Origin of the sequence: Microbacterium sp. NPDC089186 (assembly GCF_040685115.1) — a bacterium.
Lineage (GTDB): Bacteria > Actinomycetota > Actinomycetes > Actinomycetales > Microbacteriaceae > Microbacterium > Microbacterium galbum.
Genome location: NZ_JBFBHJ010000003.1, coordinates 52,983 through 72,096, shown reverse-complemented (window position 1 = coordinate 72,096; position 19,114 = coordinate 52,983). Strand labels below are relative to the sequence as shown.

At 70.8% G+C, this 19,114-nt stretch carries 21 protein-coding genes; 13 read left to right on the top strand and 8 right to left on the bottom strand.

What is annotated here, in order from left to right; translation table 11 throughout:
• Positions 1-55: 55 nt before the first annotated feature.
• Positions 56-613, top strand: coding sequence for a CGNR zinc finger domain-containing protein (locus tag AB0N82_RS10560; RefSeq protein WP_315995830.1), 558 nt, complete (start codon positions 56-58; stop codon positions 611-613).
• A gap of 27 nt (positions 614-640) precedes the next feature.
• On the opposite strand, the gene AB0N82_RS10555 is transcribed toward AB0N82_RS10560, so the two are convergent.
• Positions 641-1,519 carry an alpha/beta hydrolase gene (locus tag AB0N82_RS10555; protein ID WP_363391351.1) on the bottom strand — a complete coding sequence of 293 codons (879 nt, stop codon included), beginning with the start codon at positions 1,517-1,519 and terminating at the stop codon, positions 641-643.
• Between the two features lie 266 nt (positions 1,520-1,785).
• Here AB0N82_RS10555 and AB0N82_RS10550 point away from each other — a divergent pair, with 266 nt between their 5' ends.
• Positions 1,786-2,520 carry an exonuclease domain-containing protein gene (locus AB0N82_RS10550; RefSeq protein WP_363391348.1) on the top strand — a complete coding sequence of 245 codons (735 nt, stop codon included), beginning with the start codon at positions 1,786-1,788 and terminating at the stop codon, positions 2,518-2,520.
• Between the two features lie 234 nt (positions 2,521-2,754).
• Here AB0N82_RS10550 and AB0N82_RS10545 read toward each other — a convergent pair whose 3' ends face one another.
• The 3 genes from AB0N82_RS10545 to glgA all read right to left on the bottom strand — a co-directional run bounded on the left by AB0N82_RS10545 (position 2,755) and on the right by glgA (position 5,174).
• Entirely contained in the window at positions 2,755-3,006 is a 252-nt protein-coding gene (locus AB0N82_RS10545) for a type B 50S ribosomal protein L31 (protein ID WP_055837630.1), read from the bottom strand.
• Positions 3,007-3,135: 129 nt separating this feature from the next.
• Positions 3,136-3,918, bottom strand: coding sequence for an ABC transporter ATP-binding protein (locus AB0N82_RS10540; RefSeq protein WP_315995836.1), 783 nt, complete (start codon positions 3,916-3,918; stop codon positions 3,136-3,138).
• Positions 3,919-3,977: 59 nt separating this feature from the next.
• Complete coding sequence (gene glgA, locus AB0N82_RS10535; protein WP_363391343.1) at positions 3,978-5,174, bottom strand: glycogen synthase; 1,197 nt, start codon at positions 5,172-5,174, stop codon at positions 3,978-3,980.
• A gap of 76 nt (positions 5,175-5,250) precedes the next feature.
• On the opposite strand from glgA, the gene glgC reads away from it, so the two are divergent.
• Positions 5,251-6,495 carry a glucose-1-phosphate adenylyltransferase gene (glgC, locus tag AB0N82_RS10530; protein ID WP_315995838.1) on the top strand — a complete coding sequence of 415 codons (1,245 nt, stop codon included), beginning with the start codon at positions 5,251-5,253 and terminating at the stop codon, positions 6,493-6,495.
• 61 nt (positions 6,496-6,556) lie between these two features.
• On the opposite strand, the gene AB0N82_RS10525 is transcribed toward glgC, so the two are convergent.
• Complete coding sequence (locus AB0N82_RS10525) at positions 6,557-7,030, bottom strand: S-ribosylhomocysteine lyase (RefSeq protein ID WP_315995839.1); 474 nt, start codon at positions 7,028-7,030, stop codon at positions 6,557-6,559.
• 129 nt (positions 7,031-7,159) lie between these two features.
• On the opposite strand from AB0N82_RS10525, the gene serB reads away from it, so the two are divergent.
• Both serB and AB0N82_RS10515 read left to right on the top strand, forming a co-directional pair.
• Positions 7,160-7,801 (top strand): phosphoserine phosphatase SerB, encoded by a 642-nt coding sequence (gene serB, locus AB0N82_RS10520; RefSeq protein WP_363391339.1) that lies wholly within the window; start codon positions 7,160-7,162, stop codon positions 7,799-7,801.
• A gap of 114 nt (positions 7,802-7,915) precedes the next feature.
• Positions 7,916-8,593, top strand: coding sequence for an alpha/beta hydrolase (locus AB0N82_RS10515; protein ID WP_363391336.1), 678 nt, complete (start codon positions 7,916-7,918; stop codon positions 8,591-8,593).
• A 97-nt stretch (positions 8,594-8,690) separates the two neighbouring features.
• Here AB0N82_RS10515 and fabG read toward each other — a convergent pair whose 3' ends face one another.
• Positions 8,691-9,401: a 3-oxoacyl-ACP reductase FabG gene (fabG, locus tag AB0N82_RS10510; protein ID WP_264630680.1), complete on the bottom strand. Its 711-nt coding sequence runs from the start codon at positions 9,399-9,401 to the stop codon at positions 8,691-8,693.
• Between the two features lie 226 nt (positions 9,402-9,627).
• On the opposite strand from fabG, the gene AB0N82_RS10505 reads away from it, so the two are divergent.
• The 4 genes from AB0N82_RS10505 (at position 9,628) to AB0N82_RS10490 (ending at position 12,083) form a co-directional block, all read left to right on the top strand.
• Positions 9,628-10,341: a DUF4190 domain-containing protein gene (locus AB0N82_RS10505; protein WP_363391333.1), complete on the top strand. Its 714-nt coding sequence runs from the start codon at positions 9,628-9,630 to the stop codon at positions 10,339-10,341.
• A 124-nt stretch (positions 10,342-10,465) separates the two neighbouring features.
• Positions 10,466-10,840: a DUF3099 domain-containing protein gene (locus tag AB0N82_RS10500; protein ID WP_315995843.1), complete on the top strand. Its 375-nt coding sequence runs from the start codon at positions 10,466-10,468 to the stop codon at positions 10,838-10,840.
• Between the two features lie 11 nt (positions 10,841-10,851).
• Entirely contained in the window at positions 10,852-11,103 is a 252-nt protein-coding gene (locus tag AB0N82_RS10495; protein ID WP_363391329.1) for a hypothetical protein, read from the top strand.
• A gap of 98 nt (positions 11,104-11,201) precedes the next feature.
• Complete coding sequence (locus AB0N82_RS10490; protein ID WP_363392277.1) at positions 11,202-12,083, top strand: SURF1 family protein; 882 nt, start codon at positions 11,202-11,204, stop codon at positions 12,081-12,083.
• 45 nt (positions 12,084-12,128) lie between these two features.
• On the opposite strand, the gene AB0N82_RS10485 is transcribed toward AB0N82_RS10490, so the two are convergent.
• Positions 12,129-13,727: an ABC-F family ATP-binding cassette domain-containing protein gene (locus tag AB0N82_RS10485; RefSeq protein WP_136585782.1), complete on the bottom strand. Its 1,599-nt coding sequence runs from the start codon at positions 13,725-13,727 to the stop codon at positions 12,129-12,131.
• Positions 13,728-13,996: 269 nt separating this feature from the next.
• On the opposite strand from AB0N82_RS10485, the gene AB0N82_RS10480 reads away from it, so the two are divergent.
• The 4 genes from AB0N82_RS10480 to AB0N82_RS10465 are packed head-to-tail and all read left to right on the top strand — an operon-like array spanning position 13,997 to position 18,050.
• Positions 13,997-15,028, top strand: coding sequence for an iron-siderophore ABC transporter substrate-binding protein (locus tag AB0N82_RS10480; protein ID WP_315995844.1), 1,032 nt, complete (start codon positions 13,997-13,999; stop codon positions 15,026-15,028).
• Between the two features lie 25 nt (positions 15,029-15,053).
• Positions 15,054-16,100, top strand: a complete 1,047-nt coding sequence (locus AB0N82_RS10475) for an iron ABC transporter permease (RefSeq protein ID WP_363391325.1) — start codon at positions 15,054-15,056, stop codon at positions 16,098-16,100.
• Positions 16,097-17,173, top strand: coding sequence for an iron chelate uptake ABC transporter family permease subunit (locus tag AB0N82_RS10470; RefSeq protein WP_315995846.1), 1,077 nt, complete (start codon positions 16,097-16,099; stop codon positions 17,171-17,173). The genes AB0N82_RS10475 and AB0N82_RS10470 overlap by 4 nt, the downstream gene beginning before the upstream one ends.
• Positions 17,174-17,225: 52 nt before the next feature.
• Positions 17,226-18,050 (top strand): ABC transporter ATP-binding protein, encoded by an 825-nt coding sequence (locus tag AB0N82_RS10465; RefSeq protein ID WP_363391321.1) that lies wholly within the window; start codon positions 17,226-17,228, stop codon positions 18,048-18,050.
• An 81-nt stretch (positions 18,051-18,131) separates the two neighbouring features.
• Here AB0N82_RS10465 and AB0N82_RS10460 read toward each other — a convergent pair whose 3' ends face one another.
• A complete protein-coding gene (locus tag AB0N82_RS10460) occupies positions 18,132-19,061 on the bottom strand; it encodes a siderophore-interacting protein (RefSeq protein ID WP_363391318.1) in 930 nt (309 codons plus the stop codon).
• Positions 19,062-19,114 lie beyond the last annotated feature (53 nt).

The window sequence follows — 19,114 nt, the reverse complement described above, 5'->3', positions numbered from 1 at the left end:
GAGTCAAGAGTGAGTACACTCGTGACAGTACGACCTGAGAATGTCAGGAGTCAACATGGTCTTCATCCGTGACACCGAACTGGTGCTGCGCGCGACCGTCGAACTGGTCAACACCCTGCCCCACACCGAGGTGAGCGGGGTCGACACCCTCACGACGATGGCCGAGCTCGACGACTTCGCCGAGCGGCACACCTACACCGGTTCGCGCGCCCGCGACGAGCGCGAGCTGGCCGCCGTGCGCGGCATCCGGCGCCGCATCCAAGCACTGTGGAACGTCGATCGCGATGACGCGGTGCCCCTCGTGAACGCGATGCTGCGCGACGGACGCGCCCTCCCCCAGCTCGTGCGGCACGACGAGTTCGACTGGCACATCCACGCCTCCGAGGCGTCGGACCACCTCGCCCAGCGCATGCTCGTCGAGACGGCCATGGCGTTCGTCGACGTCATCCGCGCCGACGAGTACGCCCGCATCCGCGTGTGCGACGCCGACGACTGCGACGGCGTGTACGTCGACTTCTCGAAGAACGGCTCGAAGCGCTACTGCGATTCCGGCAACTGCGGCAACCGCATGAACGTCAACGCGTATCGGAAGCGGAAGGCGGAGACGGCGTAGTGAGGTTCTGGCGCGGCAGAGCTCGCGTCACCGGTCGCCGAGGAATGTCCGGATCGCGGATGCCGCCGCCTGCGGCGTCTCGTAATGGACGAGGTGCCCGACCTCGGGGATCTCCACCAACTCCGCATCGGGGAAGAGGGTGGCGAGGTGCCGCTCGGCCTCGATCGGAGTGATGTCGTCCTTCTCGGCCGCGATCAGGAGCGTCGGCTGCGCGATGTGCGGCGCGAACTCGCGGACGTCGTGCGAGACGCTCGTCACGAACGCCTCGTGCAGCACGTCGCGGTCGGCGAAGCGGGAGAAGTACTCGTCGTGCTGCTCGTGCACGAAGCGCCGCAGCTCCGGGTCGCGCGTCTTCGCCATGGCGTTGCTCATCACCCGCACGATGAGACCGTTGCGCAGCAGCCCCTCGCCGAGAGCGCGCGGGAGCTTCGCTCCGGCGAGGTAATAGAAGACGGCGAGTCGCGTGAGGATGCCGCGCGGCCCCTCCAGCGCGGGCGCGCCGATCGGGTTGACGAGGATGAGCCGGGGCGTCGCGAGCCCGTCGGCCACGGCGGCGGCCGACACGATCGACCCGAACGAGTGCCCGAGCACCACCGCGCCGGGCGCGACCGCCTCGACGAACGCCCGCAACCACTGCGCATACGTCTCGAGATCGTGCGCGCGACCCGCCAGCGGCGCCGTCTCACCGAAGCCGGGCAGGTCGGGTGAGATGACCCGGATGCCGCGCAGGTGCGCCACGACGGGGTCGAGTCCGTGATGCTCGCCGCGGAACCCGTGCACCGCGACGATCGTCGTCGAAGCGGCCTCGTCTCCGTAGACCCAGTAGGCCGTGGTGCCGCCGAGGACGGCGGTCTCGCGGCGCTCCACGGCGATCTCGGCGAGGCGCTCGGCGTAGGGATTCGGCATGGGTCGAGTCTACGAGGGGGTCCCGACACCGCCGGGCGCGATCCTCCCCCACCACGTCCCGGCACCGTCGGCCGCGATCCTTCCTGTCGCGCCTCGTCATCCGGGACGTGCGTCGACGCGAACGCCGCCCCCGGCGCTTCCCGCCGCGCCCGGCGTTCAGGACGCGCGCCCGGCGCTCACGCCGCCGCCTGGCATCCGGGACCTCCTCCCCGCACCCTTCTGCGCGCCTCGCCGTCCATGTCGGAACCTCGTTCTACGGTGACCCCATGACCCTGTGGCAGGCCGAGCCGCTCCCCCTCTTCCAGACGCCCGAGTGGGCGCGCCTGATCGGCGTGTTCGATCTCGAGACCACCGGCGTGGACGTCGAGAAAGATCGCATCGTGACCGCCCACGTGGGCGTGCTCGACGTCGACGGCAACGTCATCGACGCCCGCGACTGGCTCGCCGACCCGGGCATCGAGATCCCCGCCGGAGCCGCGGCCATCCACGGCATCACCACGGAGCGGGCTCGCGCCGACGGAGCCCCCGCCCCGCGCGTGGTGGCCGAGGTCGTCGAAGCCCTCGCCGCGCTGTTCGCCGCCGGCATCCCGGTGGTGGCCTACAACGCTCCGTACGACTTCTCGCTGCTCAAGAACGAAGCCGTTCGCCACGGCGTCGCGCCGATCCACGCGCCCTCACCCGTGATCGACCCTCTCGTGGTCGACAAGACCTACGACAGGTACCGTCGCGGCAAGCGCACCCTGTCGGTCGTCGCCGAGCACTACGCCGTCCCGCTCGAATCCGCTCACGAAGCCTGCGCCGACGCGGTCGCTGCCGGGCGCCTGGCCCTGGCTCTCGCCGAGAAGTTCGGACCGTGGATGCCGCAGACCCTCGACGAGCTGCACACCCGCCAGATCGCGTGGGCCCGCGCGCAGGCCGCGAGCCTGACCGAGTACTTCGTGAAGATCGGCCGCCTGGATGCCGCCGCTCCGCCGCTCGACGGGGCGTGGCCGATCCGCTGAGAAGCGAGGTCGCGCCGCGGGATTCCGAACCCCTCCTGCCCGCGAAGGGATGGCGTGAGTGAGGGCGACCGCGCCCCGGTGACGATGTCCCCATCCTCAGCACCGACCCGCCGAAGCCCCTCCTGCCCGCGAAGCGCGGGTGAGGGCGACCGCGCCCCGGTCACCTCCGGCTCCGGGAAAGACGAAAGCCCCCCGTCCTGAAGACGAGGGGCTTCGACGCGGAACCGCTGCGGATCAACGACCGCCGAAGTTCTTGAAGCGCTGGTTGAACTTCTCGACGCGACCGGCCGAGTCCATGATGCGCTGCTTGCCCGTGTAGAACGGGTGCGAGGCCGACGAGATCTCCACGTCGATGACGGGGTACTCCACGCCGTCGAGCTCGATCGTCTTGTCGCTCGAGACGGTCGAACGGGTGAGGAAGGTGTCGCCCGAACCGAGGTCGCGGAACACGACGGCCTTGTACGTGGGGTGGATGTCAGTCTGCATGGGAGGTCCTTTGAGAAGTGGTGCCCTGGATTCTGCCAGGACGTCAAAGTCTGCGGCGCCGGAGGCACCAACGGAAGAGTCTACCAGGCCCGAGCCGAAGCCGACGCCGAGAGGCCCCGCCGCCCGGGATCACACCGCGCGAGCGGCGTACCGACCGGCGTCGTGCGTGAGGGTGATGTCGAGACCGAACGTCGCCGAGAGGTTCTCGGCCGTGAGGGCCTCTTCGAGGGGTCCGGATGCCACGACCTCGCCGTCGCGCAGCAGCAGCACGTGCGTGAACCCGATGGGGATCTCCTCGACGTGGTGCGTGACCATGACCATCGCGGGTGTCGTCGGCGCCTGCGCGTAGCCCGACAGCAGGCTCAGCAGCTCTTCGCGCGCCCCCAGGTCGAGGCTCGCGGTCGGCTCGTCGAGCAGCAGCAGCTCCGGATCGGTCATGACGGCGCGGGCGATCTGCACGCGCTTCTGCTCGCCGTCGCTGAGCGTTCCGAAGGTGCGGTCGGCGAGGTGGTCGAGCTTCCACTCGGCCAGCACGCGCAGCGCTCGTCGCTCGTCGATGTCGTCGTAGTCCTCGCGCCAGCGCCCGACGACCGAGAAGGCCGCGGTCAGCACGACGTCGAGCACGGTCTCCTCCGGCGGCACGCGTCGCGCCATCGCCGACGAGGCGAAGCCGATACGCGGACGCAACTCGAAGACGTCGGTCCGCCCGAGTCGCTCGCCGAGGATGGTCACGGCACCCGACGTGGGGTGCAGCAGCGTGTCGGCGAGCTGCAGAACGGTGGTCTTGCCGGCGCCGTTCGGCCCGAGCACGACCCAGCGCTCGTCATCCGACACCGTCCAGTCGAGGTGGGACACGATGTCCCGCGCGTTCCGGCGGACGACGACGTCGGAGAACTCGAGCACCTGAGGCATGCAGCTAGCCTAACGGGCGCGACGACACCACCCGGATGCCACACGGCCGACGTGCAGAGCTACCGCGACGCCCCCGCGACCTCGGCGTACAGCGCCGCGGTCTCCTGCGCGATCGCGCCCCAGCTGAAGGCGTCGACGGCGCGCTGGCGCCCCGCCTCGCCGAACGCGCGGGCGGTCTCGGCATCCGCCACGACCTCCGTGAGCACGCGGGCGAGGTCGTCGACGAAGCGGTCGGGGTCGACGGGCGTGCCGGTGCCGTCCTGCACCTGGTCGATCGGCACGAGACGACCGGTCACGCCGTCGACGACGACCTCGGGGATGCCGCCGGTCGCGGTGCCCACCACGGCCGCTCCGCACGCCATCGCCTCGAGGTTCACGATGCCGAGCGGCTCGTACACCGAGGGGCACACGAACGTCGTGGCCGCGGTGAGGATGGCGCACAGCTCGTCGCGTGGAAGCAGACGCTCGATCCACACCACGCCGTCGCGGGTCGCCTGCAGGCCGCGCACGAGCTCCTGCACCTCGGCCATGATCTGCGGGGTGTCGGGGGCGCCCGCGCACAGGATCACCTGCACGTCCGGCGGCAGTTGCTCGACCGCGCGCAGCAGGTACGGCAGACCCTTCTGCCGTGTGATGCGCCCGACGAAGACGACGGAGGGACGCGACGGATCGATCCCGACCGATTCCAGGAACGCGTCGTTCGTCACCGGATGCCACGCCTCGGTGTCGATGCCGTTGTAGATGACCCGCACCTTGGCGGGATCGAGCGACGGGTAGCTGCGCAGGATGTCGTCGCGCATCCCCGAACTCACCGCGACGACCGCCGCGGCCCCCTCGTACGCCGTCTTCTCGATGTAGCTCGACACGGCGTAGCCGCCGCCGAGCTGCTCGGCCTTCCAGGGCCGCAAAGGCTCGAGGCTGTGGGCGGTCACGACGTGCGGGATCCCGTGGAGGAGGGATGCCAGGTGCCCGGCGAAGTTCGCGTACCAGGTGTGCGAGTGCACGACGTCGGCGCCGGCGACGTCGGTGACGATCTCGAGGTCGGTGCCGAGGGTCTGGATCGCGCCGTTCGCGGAGGCGAGCTCGGCGGGGACGCCGTAGGACGTCGTGTCGGCCGCGTCGCGCTCCGCGCCGAACGCGCGGACCTGCACCTCGGTGCCCTCGGCGCGCAGCGCCTTGACCAGCTCCGTGGCGTGGACCCCGGCTCCCCCGTAGATCTCCGGCGGGTACTCCTTGGTCACGATGTCGACGCGCATGAGACGAACCGTAGTACAGCGGAAGGCACGCCGACGACGTGTTCCGGCATCCTGTTCCGCCCCCTAGTGTGGTGCCATGCCTGCAGCGCCGAAGGTCTTCGGAATCATCCTCGCCGGCGGCGAGGGAAAGCGACTCATGCCCCTGACGGCGGATCGCGCCAAACCCGCCGTCCCCTTCGGCGGCCAGTACCGCCTCATCGACTTCGCCATCTCGAACCTCATCAATTCGGGCCTGCGCCAGCTCGTCGTGCTCACGCAGTACAAGTCGCACAGCCTCGACCGCCACATCTCTCAGACGTGGCGCATGTCGCCCATGCTCGGCGCGTACGTGGCATCCGTCCCCGCCCAGCAGCGCCTCGGCAAGCGGTGGTTCTCGGGCTCCGCCGACGCGATCCTGCAGTCGATGAACCTCATCCGCGACGAGAAGCCCGACATCGTCGTCGTCATCGGCGCCGACCACGTGTACCGCATGGACTTCAAGCAGATGCTCGACGCCCACATCGCCTCGGATGCGCGCGCGACAGTCGCCGGCATCCGTCAGCCGATCTCGCTCGCGAACCAGTTCGGCGTGATCGACACCGATCCGAGCGACCCCACGAAGATCCGCGCGTTCCTCGAGAAGCCGCAGAACCCCGAGGGGCTGGCCGACTCGCCGCACGAGGTGCTCGCCTCGATGGGCAACTACATCTTCGACGCCGACGCGCTCGTCGAAGCCGTCACCCACGACGGCGAGCTGCCGACCTCGGCCCACGACATGGGCGGCGACATCGTTCCGTACTTCGTCAACCGCGGCGAGGCGGCCGTGTACGACTTCCAGCGCAACGACGTGCCCGGGTCCACCCCGCGCGATCAGTCGTACTGGCGCGACGTGGGCACGATCGAGTCGTTCTACGACGCGCACATGGACCTGATCTCGACCCTGCCCATCTTCAACCTCTACAACACCGACTGGCCGATCTACTCGCAGACCTTCAACGCCCCGCCGGCGAAGTTCGTGCGCGACTCGGTCGGACGCATCGGCAACGCGATCGACTCGATCGTGTCGCTCGGCTCGGTGCTGTCGGGAACCCACCTCGAACGCAGCGTGGTCGGCCCGTGGGCGCTCGCCGGCGGAGGCTCGACGATCACCGACTCGGTGCTCTTCGACAGCGTGCAGGTCGGCGCGGGCGCTCGCATCCATCGCGCGATCCTCGACAAGAACGTCGTTCTCGAGCCGGGGGCGACCATCGGCGTCGACCGCGAACGCGACCTGGCCCGAGGGTTCACGGTGACCGAGACGGGGATCACCGTCGTCGGCAAGGACGTGCACGTCCACGCCTGACCCGCGCAACGAGAGAGGGCGGTGACCACCACGGTCGCCGCCCTCTCTCGTTGCGGGTCTCTCAGACGCCGACGCGCGCGAACGCGTCGCGCGAGATGCCCTTCTCGAGCACGGCCTTCGACCACTCGCGCGCACTGTGGAGGCTGTGGTCGCGGTAGTTGCCGCAGCTGAAGGCGTCGGTCCCGGGGACGTCGTCCCACGTGACGTCGTCGGCGATCGCCCGCAGCGAGTCGGTGATGGCGCTCGCCAGCGCCTCCACGTCGGGCTCGCCCCACATGATCACGTGGAAGCCGGTGCGGCAGCCGAAGGGCGAGATGTCGATGAGACCGTCGATGCGGTCGCGGACGAGGCTCGCGAGCAGGTGCTCGATGGTGTGCAGGCCGCCGGTCGGGATCTCCTGCTCGTTGGGCTGCACGAGACGCAGATCGAAGTTGCTGATGACGTCGCCGCGGGGGCCCGACTCCGTGCCGATCAGGCGGACGTAGGGCGCCAGCACGGCGGTGTGGTCCAGGGTGAAGCTCTCGACGTCGGCCATGGGAGGTCCCTTCTCAGGAGGCGGCGGAAGCTTCCAGCCTACGGCCGCCGTCCGTGGCCGGACCCGACCGTGACGCCGTGCGACAGCCGGCGCCCCCGGGCCGCTACGCCACGCGCTAGGGTCGAGCGCGTGACTTCGACCGCTCGCTTCCTCGTCGTGCTGGATGCCGATTCGACCCTCATCCGCAACGAGGTCATCGAACTCCTCGCCGACGAGGCGGGTCGTGGCGACGAGGTCGCCGCCGCCACCGAAGCGGCCATGCGCGGCGAGGTGGACTTCGCCACGAGCCTCCGCTCCCGTGTGAAGGCGCTCGCGGGCGTGTCGACCGACGCGTTCGCCCGGGCGGTCGCCCGCATCGAACCGACCCCGGGTGTGCACGACCTCGTCGCCGCCGTGCACGCGCGGGGTGGCGTGGTCGGTGTGGTCTCGGGCGGCTTCCACGAGGTGCTCGACACCGTCGCCCCCGGCCTGGGCGTCGACGTCTGGCGCGCGAACCGTCTCGTCGCGGCCGACGGTGCGCTCACCGGCGAGGTCGACGGCGAGATCGTGGACGCCACCGCCAAAGCCGAGACGCTCCGCCGCTGGGCCGACGAGCACGGCGTCCCCCTGCGACTGACGTTCGCGATCGGCGACGGCGCGAACGACCTGGAGATGATGAAGGTCGCGGGCCTCGGTCTCGCCTTCAACGCCAAGCCCGCCGTGCGCGAGCGCGCCGACCTCGTCGTGGGCGACGTCGACCTGGCGCAGGTCATCGCCGTCCTCCCCCGCTGAGCGCAACGGCATCCGAGGGGCATCCCCCGCACCGCGGGCCGCGAGACGTCGTGCCGTGACCCCGCGCCGACGCCGCCCCTGGCCGACGTCGGAGGGGCGTCCTACGCTGCCGTCATGGACGTCATCCTCGTACCCGGTCTCTGGCTCGATGCGTCGTCGTGGGATGCGGTGCTGCCCGCGCTCCGCCGCGCGGGCCACCGCCCGCTTCCCCTCACCCTGCCCGGTCCGGCCGTCGGCGACCTCGTCGTCGACGACTGGGTCGACGCGGTGGTCTCCGAGATCGACCGGCTCGACGCCCCGGTGGTCCTCGTCGGCCACTCCGGCGGCGGCAACGTCGTGTGGGGAGCCGCCGATCGTCGCCCCGAGCGCGTCCGACGGATCGTGCTCGTCGACACCGTCGTCCCGCCACCGGGCGCGATGATCTCGGAGTTCCCGATCGAAGACGGCGTCGTCCCCTTCCCGGGGTGGGAGTTCTTCGACGACGACGACGTCTCCGACCTCGACGACGACACCCGCCGCCGCACGGCCGCGCAGGTGGTCGACGTGCCCGGGCGCGTGCCGAGTTCGTCCCTGACCCTCACCGACGAGCGTCGCTACGACATCCCCGTCACGGTGCTCTCCGGCCGCCTCGACGCCGAGACGCTTCCGCGCATGCTCGCCGACTGGGACGCCTTCGCGCGGGAGTTCGCCCGCGTACGCGACACCGAGGTGATCCACCTCGACTCCGGCCACTGGCCGCAGTTCTCGCAGCCCGAACGATTCGCACAGCGCCTCGCCGCCGCCGTGCGGTGAGCACGGTCACGCAGCACCTCACCGCCGTGCGGTGAGCACGGTCGCGCTGCGCCCCTCAGGGACGCCGCGCGAGGGGCATCCGGCTGGGTGCGGACGGTCAGTGCCCCATGCCCAGGCCGCCGTCGACCGGGATGACGGCGCCCGAGATGTAGGCCGCATCGTCCCCGGCCAGCCAGGTGACGACGCCCGCGACCTCGTCGGGCGAGGCGAACCGACCCGCGGGGATGTTCTTCTTGTACTCCGCCTGCGTGTCGGCGGGCAGCTCCGCCGTCATGTCGGTCTCGATGAAGCCGGGAGCGACGACGTTCGCCGTGATCCCGCGGCCGCCGAGCTCGCGGGTGAGCGAGCGGGCGAAGCCGACGAGCGCGCTCTTCGACGCGGCGTAGTTGATCTGCCCGGCCGAGCCGTAGAGCCCCACGACGCTGGAGATCAGGATGACGCGGCCCCAGCGCGCCTTCAGCATGCCCTTCGACGCGCGCTTGACGACGCGGAACGCCCCACCGAGGTTGGTGGAGACGACGCTGTCGAAATCGTCCTCGCTCATGCGCAGCAGCAGCGTGTCCTTGGTGACGCCGGCGTTCGCCACGACCACCGCGATCGGACCGAGCTCGGCCTCGACCTGCGAGAAGGCGGCGTCGACGGCTGCCGCGTCCGTCACGTCGGCGCGCACGGTCAACGTCCCCTCGGGGCCCTCGCCCGAGCGGGCGGTGACGGCGACCTTCCACCCCTCGGCGACGAAGCGTTCGGCGATGGCGCGACCGATCCCCCGGTTCCCTCCGGTGACGACGACGACGCGGTCCTGAGACATGGCGGAACTCCTGGGCTTGCGAGAGACGGAACCGCCTCAGCCTATCGACAGCGCCCTGCCGACAACGTCGCGCGTCGACCGCGCGCCCTCTCCCCGACGGCCGCGTCCCCCGACCGCGCCGTGTTGCCGGCGGCGCCGCGCCGTCGTGGTGCCGGGAGCGTCGCGGGGTTTGACACGGGCCGAGCGCCGCTGAAACGCTGGATGGAGCGCGACGAAAGGGATCACCGTGAGCGACGACCGCACCCCCGCCCCGAACCAGCCCGAGCAGGCGACGGGGGCCGGCACGCCCGTTCCCGACCCGTCGGGATCGCCGTACGCGCCGCGCGACGACGCGTCGGACCGCGACGCGACCCCGCGCACGGATGCGGATGAGAGCCGTACCGACGTGGACACCCCGGCACACGACACGGCTTCGGCGTACGTCGAGTCCGCCCCGGCCGCCTCGTACGACACCCCCGACGCCGCCGCCCCCGCGTACGGTGCGGCGCCCTCCGGCACTCCCGGGTACTCCGCTGCCGCGTCCGGCGAGCCCGCCACCCCGCCCTACGACACCACCGGCACCGCGAGCTCCACGTACGGCGCCCCCGCGTACGGCGCTCCCGCGTACGGCGCCCCGGCCTACGGCGGGTCGGCGTACGGAACGGCCTCGTACGGGTACGGCACCGCGCCCACCCGCACGAACCCCCTCGCGATCGTGTCCCTCGTGGCATCCCTCGTCGGGATCTTCGTCATCCCCGTCATCGGGCAGATCGTGGGCATCGTCACCGGGCACATCTCGCTCAAGCAGATCAAGGCGTCGGGCGAGCGCGGACGCGGCATGGGCCTCGCGGGTCTGCTGATCGGCTACATCAGCCTCGGGCTCGGAGCGCTGATCGTCATCGGCTTCGTCATCCTGGTCGCGGTCACCGCCGGGTCGTCCGGCTCGCGCTACGGCGTCTGACCGCTCGCGTCCGTGTTCGGCGCGATGGATCCTCCGACGTTCCGCCTTCGCTTGCCATGACATCGAGAAGACCATCGCTCGAACGCGCCGACCCCCGTCCGCGCGGGCGTACCCTGAGACCACTGTGAAGACCAACCGCGCCGCCCAGTCAGCGACGTCGCTCCCCAAGGCTCCCCGGGAGGACGCCGACAGCCGTTTCGCCAAATACATGGTGATGATGGGGATCCGCATCGCGTGCTTCATCGCGATGGCCGTCGTCACGCCCTACGGCTGGTACACCTTCGTCTTCGCGGCGGGCGCCATCTTCCTCCCCTACCTCGCGGTCATCGTCGCCAACGTCGGTCAGGACGCGGCCGACACCACGGCGATCAGCCCCGAGCGCGCGATCGAGGCGCCCCGCCCCGCACCCGCTCCTGCCGCAGCCGCGCCCGACGGCCCCGTCGTCATCCGCATCGCCGAGACCCCGCGCCTCGGCGCGCCCCGCGACGAACGCCCGTGAGCGACGCGCCCGTGAGCGACGCGCCTGACGGCGACGCTCCCCTCGCCGACGCGCCCCTCGGCGACGCGGCCGCCGAGTGCTCCCGGGCGGGATGCCGCGACACCGCCAGGTGGGCGATCCGCTGGCGCAATCCGCGGATCCACAGCGTCGACCGCCGCAAGATCTGGGTCGCGTGCGACGAGCACGTCGCCTACCTGCGGGAGTTCCTCACCGCGCGCGACTTCCCCGTCGAGGTCGCTGCGCTCGCGGCCGAATCGGTCTGAGCGCCCGTGCGACGTACGCTGGATGACGTGGCTGCACGACCCGGAGTGAGCGCGCGGGACGCGCGCGAGGACGGAGCGTCTGCGTGAGCGCCCGCGAGATGCCCGCCTTCGCCCGCTGGGCGATGTACGTCGGCGTCGCGATCATCTTCGCCATCGCGTGCGCCTTCCTCTCGAACTGGCAGTTCTCCCGCAACGCGGAGCGCAGCGAGCAGCTGCAGCTCGTCGCCGACAACTACGACGCGCCCGCCGTCGCCCTCGGCGACCTCCTCGCCCCCGGTGCCGACCTCACCCCGTCCGACGAGTGGCGCCCCGTGCGCTTGGAGGGGCAGTACCTCGCCGACGAGCAGCTCCTGGTCCGCAACCGCGCGCACGGGGGCTCGGCCGCCTACGAGCAGCTCGTCCCCTTCCGTCTGACCGACGGACGCGTCTTCCTCGTCGACCGCGGCTGGCTCCCTCCCGGCAATCACCAGGCCGATCCCGACGAGATCCCCGCCCCGCCGTCCGGGAACGTGGTCGTGGAAGTGCGCCTTCGCCCCGGCGAGGCGGCACCGACGTCGGGCCGCACCGCGGAGGCCGGTCAGGTGCCGACGATCAACCTCGGGCTCGTCGCGGCGCAGACGGGACCGCTCGAGCAGGGCGCGTACGGCCTTCTCATGTCGGAGTCCCCCGCCCCGGCCACGGCCCCCCTGCCCATCGATCCGCCGAGCAACGATCCGGGACCCTACCTGTCGTACGCGATCCAGTGGATCCTCTTCGCCGTCATGGGCTTCGGCTTCATCACGTACGTCATCATCAACGAGCGCAAGCTCCGCCGGGAGGAAGCCGACGACGACGAGCTTCCCGAGAGCGTCCCCGCAGTGGCGACCTCGGCGGCGACGCCCGATCGACGCCGCGTCGACCCGGTGGCCCTCCACCGCTCGCGCAAGCGCCCGAAGGACCGCGACGCCGACGACGAAGACGCCCTGCTCGACGCCCGTTGAACGCGAGCGGATGCCGCAGGTCACGGCATCCGGGATCGACTCCTCTCAGGCGAGCGTGATGAGGTCCGCGTAATCGCGGCCCCAGATGTCTTCCACGCCGTCGGGCAGGATGAGCACGCGCTCCGGGTTGAGCGCTTCGACGGCACCCTCGTCGTGCGAGACGAGAACGACGGCGCCCTCGTAGTGCGCGAGAGCGCCGAGGATCTCCTCGCGCGAGGCGGGGTCGAGGTTGTTGGTGGGCTCGTCGAGCAGCAGCATGTTCGCCGACGAGACGACGAGCGTCGCGAGCGAGAGACGCGTTTTCTCGCCGCCCGAGAGGACGCCCGCGGGCTTCAGCACGTCGTCGCCGACGAACAGGAACGACCCCAGCACCTTGCGCGCCTCGGTCGCCGTGATGTGCGGCGCCGACGACATCATGTTCTCGAGCACCGAGCGGTTGACGTCGAGGTTCTCGTGCTCCTGCGCGTAGTAGCCGATCTTCAGGCCGTGGCCGGGCTCGAGCTGCCCGGTGTCGGGCTGGTCGACGCCCGCGAGGATGCGCAGCAGGGTCGTCTTTCCCGCACCGTTGAGTCCCAGGATGACGACGCGCGAGCCGCGGTCGATCGCGAGGTCGACGTCGGTGAAGATCTCCAGCGACCCGTACGACTTCGACAGGCCTGAGGCCATGAGCGGCGTCTTGCCGCACGGCGCGGGCTTGGGGAAGCGGAGCTTGGCGACCCGTTCGTCCTGGCGCACGTCGTCGAGGCCCGACAGCATCTTCTCGGCGCGCGCGACCATCTGGTGCGCGGCCGCGGCCTTCGAGGCCTTTGCGCCGAACCGGGCAGCCTGCAGCTGCAGCGCCGTGGCCTTCTTCTCGACGTTGGCGCGCTCCTTTTTGCGGCGCTCCTCGTCGGCCACCCGCTGGCGCAGGTAGTTCTTCCAGTTCATGTTGTAGACGTCGATGACCTGGCGGTTGGCGTCGAGGTAGAACACGCGGTTCACGGTCTCGCCGACGAGTTCGACGTCGTGCGAGATGACGATGAGGCCGCCCTTGTACCCCTTGAGGAACTCGCGCAGCCACACGACGCTGTCGGCGTCGAGGTGGTTGGTCGGCTCGTCGAGGATCATCGTCTGCGCGTCCGAGAACAGGATGCGCGCGAGCTCGATGCGGCGCCGCTGACCACCCGAGAGGGTCTTCAGCGGCTGGTCGAGGATGCGGTCGGGGAGCGAGAGGTTGTGGGCGATGGATGCCGCTTCGGCCTCCGCCGCGTACCCGCCGGCGGCCTCGAACTGCTCGGTGAGGCGCGCGTACTTCTTCATCGCCTTGGCGGCCACCGCGGCATCGTCGTCGCCCATCGCCATCGAGGCCTCGTGCATGCCGAGAGCGAGCGAGCCGAGACCGCGTGCGTCGAGGATGCGCGTGCGCGCGAGCATCTCGGGGTCGCCCGAGCGCGGGTCCTGCGGGAGATAGCCCAGCTCACCCGAGCGGTCGACGCCACCGTTCGAGGGCAGCAGATCGCCGGCGAGCACCTTGGTGAGGGTGGTCTTGCCGGCACCGTTGCGCCCGACGAGGCCGATCTTGTCGCCGTCGGAGACGCGGAACGCCACGTCGGACATGAGCACGCGGGCGCCCACGCGGATCTCGAGGTCGTGCACGGCGAGCACAGCGAACGTCCGTTCAGTCGGGGAAGGGTGAGTGGCCGAGAGAGGCCAGCCACCCAGTATACGGCGCACCTCGTGCGAGCCCGCCGACAACGCTGCTCCTCCGCGGTCTTCGCGAGCGGATCACCGACACCGAGGGTCGTCGAACGCCCCGGATGCCGTTGTCTCGGCGTCGAGACGACGGCCCGGGCGATCGGCATCCGGGTTTGCAATCTCACCCGACGCCTGACCTAAACTAAGCCTATCCTTACCTAACACGCAGGAGGCTCTTCGTGTCCCGATTCCGCGCTCTGGCGGCCCTCGCCGTCGGTTCCGCCCTCGTCCTTACCGGCTGCGCCGGTACCTCCGCCGCCCCGGGCGAGGAGCAAGCCGCGTCCGGGGATGCCGGATTCCCCGTCACGATCGAGAACGTCTTCGGCGAAACCACGATCGACGCCAAGCCCGAGCGCGTCGTCACCGTCGACTGGGGCAACCAGGACGTCGCCCTGGCCCTCGGGGTCGTCCCGGTCGCGATGCCCAAGATCATCTACGGCGACGAGGACGGCGACGGACTCCTCCCCTGGACGAAGGACAAGCTGGCCGAGCTCGGGGCGGAGACGCCCGTTCTCATGGACGAGTCGAACGGCTACGACTACGAGGCCATCGCCGACGCCCAGCCCGACGTCATCCTGGCCGCCTACTCGGGTATGACGCAGGAGCAGTACGACACGCTGAGCAAGATCGCACCGGTGGTCACCTATCAGGGTGTCGCCTGGGGCACGACCTGGCAGGAGATGACGGCCCTCGACGGCACCGCGCTCGGACTGAAGGACGAGGCCGACGCGCTCGTCGCCGAGAAGGAGCAGCACATCAGCACCGAGGCGGCGAAGTTCCCCGCCCTCGCGGACAAGAAGTCGCTGCTGACGTACTTCGACCCGACGAACCTGTCGACGCTCGGCTTCTACAGCACGCTCGACCCGCGCATGGGATACCTGCAGGAGCTCGGCCTCGCTCCCTCGTCGTACGTGTCCGAGGAGTCCTCCGCGTCGGAGACGTTCTGGTTCACGCCCAGCACCGAACAGATCGAGAAGTTCTCCGACGTCGACCTGATGGTCGCGTACGGCAGCGACGACATGATCGCGGCGATGCAGGCCGACCCGCTGCTGTCGAAGGTGCCCGCCGTGCAGAACGGCGCGATCGCCGTGATCGAGAGCGGGTCGACCCTGTCGTCGGCCATCACCCCGACCCCGCTCAACATCGGCACGACCTACGGCGACGACTACATCGCACTGGTGGGCGCGGCCGCCGAGAAGGCCGCGTCCTGATGCAGGTCCTCCGTCCGTCGGCGCGATGACCGCTCTCGCTCCGACCGTCACCGCCCCCGGCGGCGCACCCGTGCGTCACTGGGGGCGGCGACGCGTCGTCGGTGTCACCGCTCTCGTCGTGCTCCTCGTCGTCGCGGTGATCCTGTCCGTCACCTTCGGCGCGCGCGACGTCACGGCCGCCGACGTCTGGGCCGGCCTCTGCGGCTCCACCGACACCGCCTCCAGCGCGGCTGTCGCCAAGCGCATCCCGCGCACCGTCCTCGCGATCCTCGTGGGCGCCGCCCTCGCCGTGTCGGGCACCGTCCTGCAGGGCGCCACCCGAAACCCCCTCGCCGATCCGCAGATCCTCGGGATCAACGGCGGCGCGGGGCTCGCCATCGTCACGGGCATCGCCTTCTTCGGCCTGAGCTCGCCCTCGATGTACATCTGGATCGGCATGCTCGGAGCCGGTGCCGCCGCCGTCCTCGTCTACGCGATCGGTTCACTCGGACGCGGAGGCGCCACGCCCCTGCGCCTGGCACTCGCCGGCGCGGTCACCGCCGTGGCGTTCAGCTCGCTCACGAGTGCGATCCTGCTTCCGCGCACCGATGTGCTGAACGTGTTCCGGTTCTGGCAGATCGGCGGCGTCGGGGGCGCGACCTTCGAGACCATCGGCCAGGTCGCGCCGTTCCTTCTCGTCGGGTTCCTCATCTGCCTGGGCTCCGCCCCCGCCCTCAACACCCTCGCGCTGGGCGACGAGCTCGCCACCGGCCTCGGAGCCCGCGTGCGCACCGCCCGCCTCATCGCCACCGGCGGCGCCGTCGTCCTGTGCGGCGCCGCGACCGCGGTGGCCGGCCCCATCGGTTTCGTCGGGCTCGTCGTCCCGCACATGCTCCGCCTCATCGTCGGCGTCGACCACCGATGGCTGCTCCCCGTCTCGGCGCTGGGCGGGGCGACCCTGCTCACCCTCGCCGACGTGGTCGGACGCGTCGTCGCCCGCCCCGAGGAGATCGAGGTCGGCATCGTCACCGCGCTCGTCGGCGCCCCGTTCTTCATCGCCCTCGTCCGCCGACAGAAGATGAGGGCCCTGTGAGCGCGTCCCTGACCCACCCCGGTGCTCTGCCGCCCGCCGCGCCCGACACCCTGGCATCCGTCTCATCCGGTCGACGTCGTCGCCGCCGCCGCTGGGCGGCCGTCACCGGCACGCTCGCCGCTCTCGTCGTCGTGGCGTTCGTGCTCAGCCTCATGCTCGGGCAGACCTTTTACTCCCCGGCGGAGGTCTGGGGCGTCCTGACCGGCCAGCGCGTCGCGGGAGCCTCATTCACCGTCGGCGAGCTGCGCCTTCCGCGCGCGATGACCGGACTGCTGACCGGCCTGTGCTTCGGCATGGGCGGCGTCGTGTTCCAGACGATGCTGCGCAACGCGCTCGCGAGTCCCGACGTCATCGGCATCAACACCGGCGCCAGCGCCGCCGCGGTGATCGGCATCGTCGTGCTGGGCCTCGGCGAGACGGCGGTGTCGTTCCTGGCCATGGCCGCGGCTCTCGCGGCCGCGCTGATCATCTACCTCCTCGCCTACCGCGACGGCAGCTCGGGGGCGCGCCTCATCCTCATCGGCATCGGCGTGGCCGCCATGTGCCAGGCCGTGGTCTCGTACGTCATCGCGCGCGCCGCTCAATACGATCTCCCCGCCGCGATGCGCTGGATCACCGGCAATCTGAACGACGCCACCTGGGACCGCGCCCTGCCGGTGCTCTTCGCGGTCGTCGTGCTCGGCCCGGTGCTGGTCATCCTCTCCGGGCGCCTCGAGATCCTGCGCATGGGCGACGACACCGCCGCGGCGATCGGGCTCCCCGTCGAGCGCAGCCGCCTGCTGTTGATCGTCGCCGCGGTCGGGCTCCTCGCCTTCGGAACGGCGGCGGCGGGCCCCATCGCGTTCGTGTCGTTCCTGGCCGGTCCCATCGCGGTGCGCCTGCTCGGTCCGGTGGGCTCACCGATCGTGCCCGCGGGTCTCGTCGGCGCCCTGCTGGTGCTCGTCGCCGACTTCGCCGCGCAGTACGCCTTCGGCACCCGCCTTCCGGTCGGCGTCATCACCGGCGTGCTCGGCGCGCCGTACCTCATCTTCCTGCTCGTCCGCAGCAGCCGATCCGAAGGAACGTCGCTATGACTCTCCCTGGACAGCCGGTCCCTCCCCTCTCCCGCGTGGAAGGAACGTCACGATGACCGTCGAGCGCAGCCTGACCGCCGAGGGCGTCACCCTCGGATACGGAGACCGCACGATCGTCGACGCGCTCGACCTCTCCCTCCCGCCGGGAAAGGTCACGGCCATCGTCGGCGCCAACGCGTGCGGCAAGTCGACGCTGCTGAAGGCCATGGCCCGTCTGCTCTCCCCGACCACCGGTCAGGTGCTGCTGGACGGGAAGGCGATCCATCGGATGCCGACGAAGCAGGTCGCGCGCGTGCTGGGGCTGCTCCCCCAGTCACCGGTCGCTCCCGACGGCATCGCGGTGTCCGACCTCGTCAGTCGCGGTCGCCACCCGCACCAGGGCGCGCTGTCCCGCTGGACGCGCGCCGACGACGACGCCGTCGCGCGCGCGCTCGACGCCACCGACACCGCTCACCTCGCCGACCGGCACGTCGATCAGCTCAGCGGCGGACAGCGTCAACGCGTGTGGATCGCAATGGCCCTCGCGCAGGAGACCGATGTTCTGCTGCTGGACGAACCGACGACCTTCCTCGACATCAGCCACCAGATCGACGTGCTCGACCTGCTCACCGACCTCAACCGCGAACGCGGGACCACCGTCGCGATGGTGCTGCACGACCTCAACCTCGCCGCGCGGTACGCCGACCACCTCGTCGCGATGGCGGAGGGGCGTATCGTCGCCGCGGGCGACCCAGCCGAGGTGCTCACCGAAGCCACCGTGCAGGAGGTCTTCGGGCTGCGCAGTCGCGTCGTCCCCGATCCCCTCACGGGCCGCCCGATGATCGTGCCGATCGGGCGCCACCACACCCTGCACGAGACCGCGACGCCCTTGCGCTGACGCGACGGGACGCGGACGCGGGTTCGCGCACGCGAAAGGGCCCGGACGGCATCCCCGTCCGGGCCCTTTCGTGCGGGTCGCCTAGGCGGTCCGCTCGACCTGGCCCTCGCGCCAGTACCCCATGAACGCCACGCGCTTGCGATCGACGCCGTGCCCCTGGACGAGCAACCGTCGCAGGGTCTTCACCGTCTGCGACTCCCCCGCGATCCACGCGTAGAACTCCCCTTCGCCGTCTGCCGGGCTGTCCCACAGCAGGTCGACGTCGAGGTCGATGTCTTCGAGCTCCTGCGGGCGCGGCGCGGCGGCGCGCTCCAGCACCGCCCGGGATCCCGCGGCCCACGCCTCGACCGCCTCGATCAAGGCCTCGCCGTGCGGGCGGTCGTCGCGGGCGAGCCAGGTGACGGGCAGGGCGCCCGGGCCGACGGAGAGCGCGTCGTCGATCGTCGGCACCTCCACGAAGGCGTCGACGACGAAGCCGGGACCGAGTCCCTCGAGAATCGCGCAGATCGCCGGCGCGGCCGTTTCGTCACCCGCGAGCAGCAGACGCTGCGCCGTCCCCGGGTGGAAGTCGATGCCCTGCGCGGAATCGTCGCTGCGCGCATCGGGACCGACGACCAGGATGCTGTCACCCGCCATCGCCGACTCCGCCCAGGCACCGGCGGGGCCGGCGTCGTGGTGCAGCACGAAGTCGATGTCGAGCTCGAGCGCCGCGGGATCGATGCGCCGCACGGTGTAGGTGCGGAACGGCATCCGCTCGTCCTCCGGCAGGTCGCGCCACCGCGTGTACCACTCGCCGTTGTCGATGGCCTCGGGGTCGTGTTGCCCGATGTCGCAGAGGCGACCGTCGGCGCCGGGGAGGACGATCTTCACGCGCTGGTCGCGCCGATCGATGCCGAAGACCTCGAAATCCGGAGAGGTGAAGGTGATGCGGGCGAAGTGGGGCGACAGGCGGCGGGCGGACTTCACCACGGCGACGTACGGACGGTAAGCGGGGCGCGTGGCGGTCTTCACCCGATAAGGATATCCTTACCTATCCTCGGATGCCAGGCGCGCTGCCCCGGAAG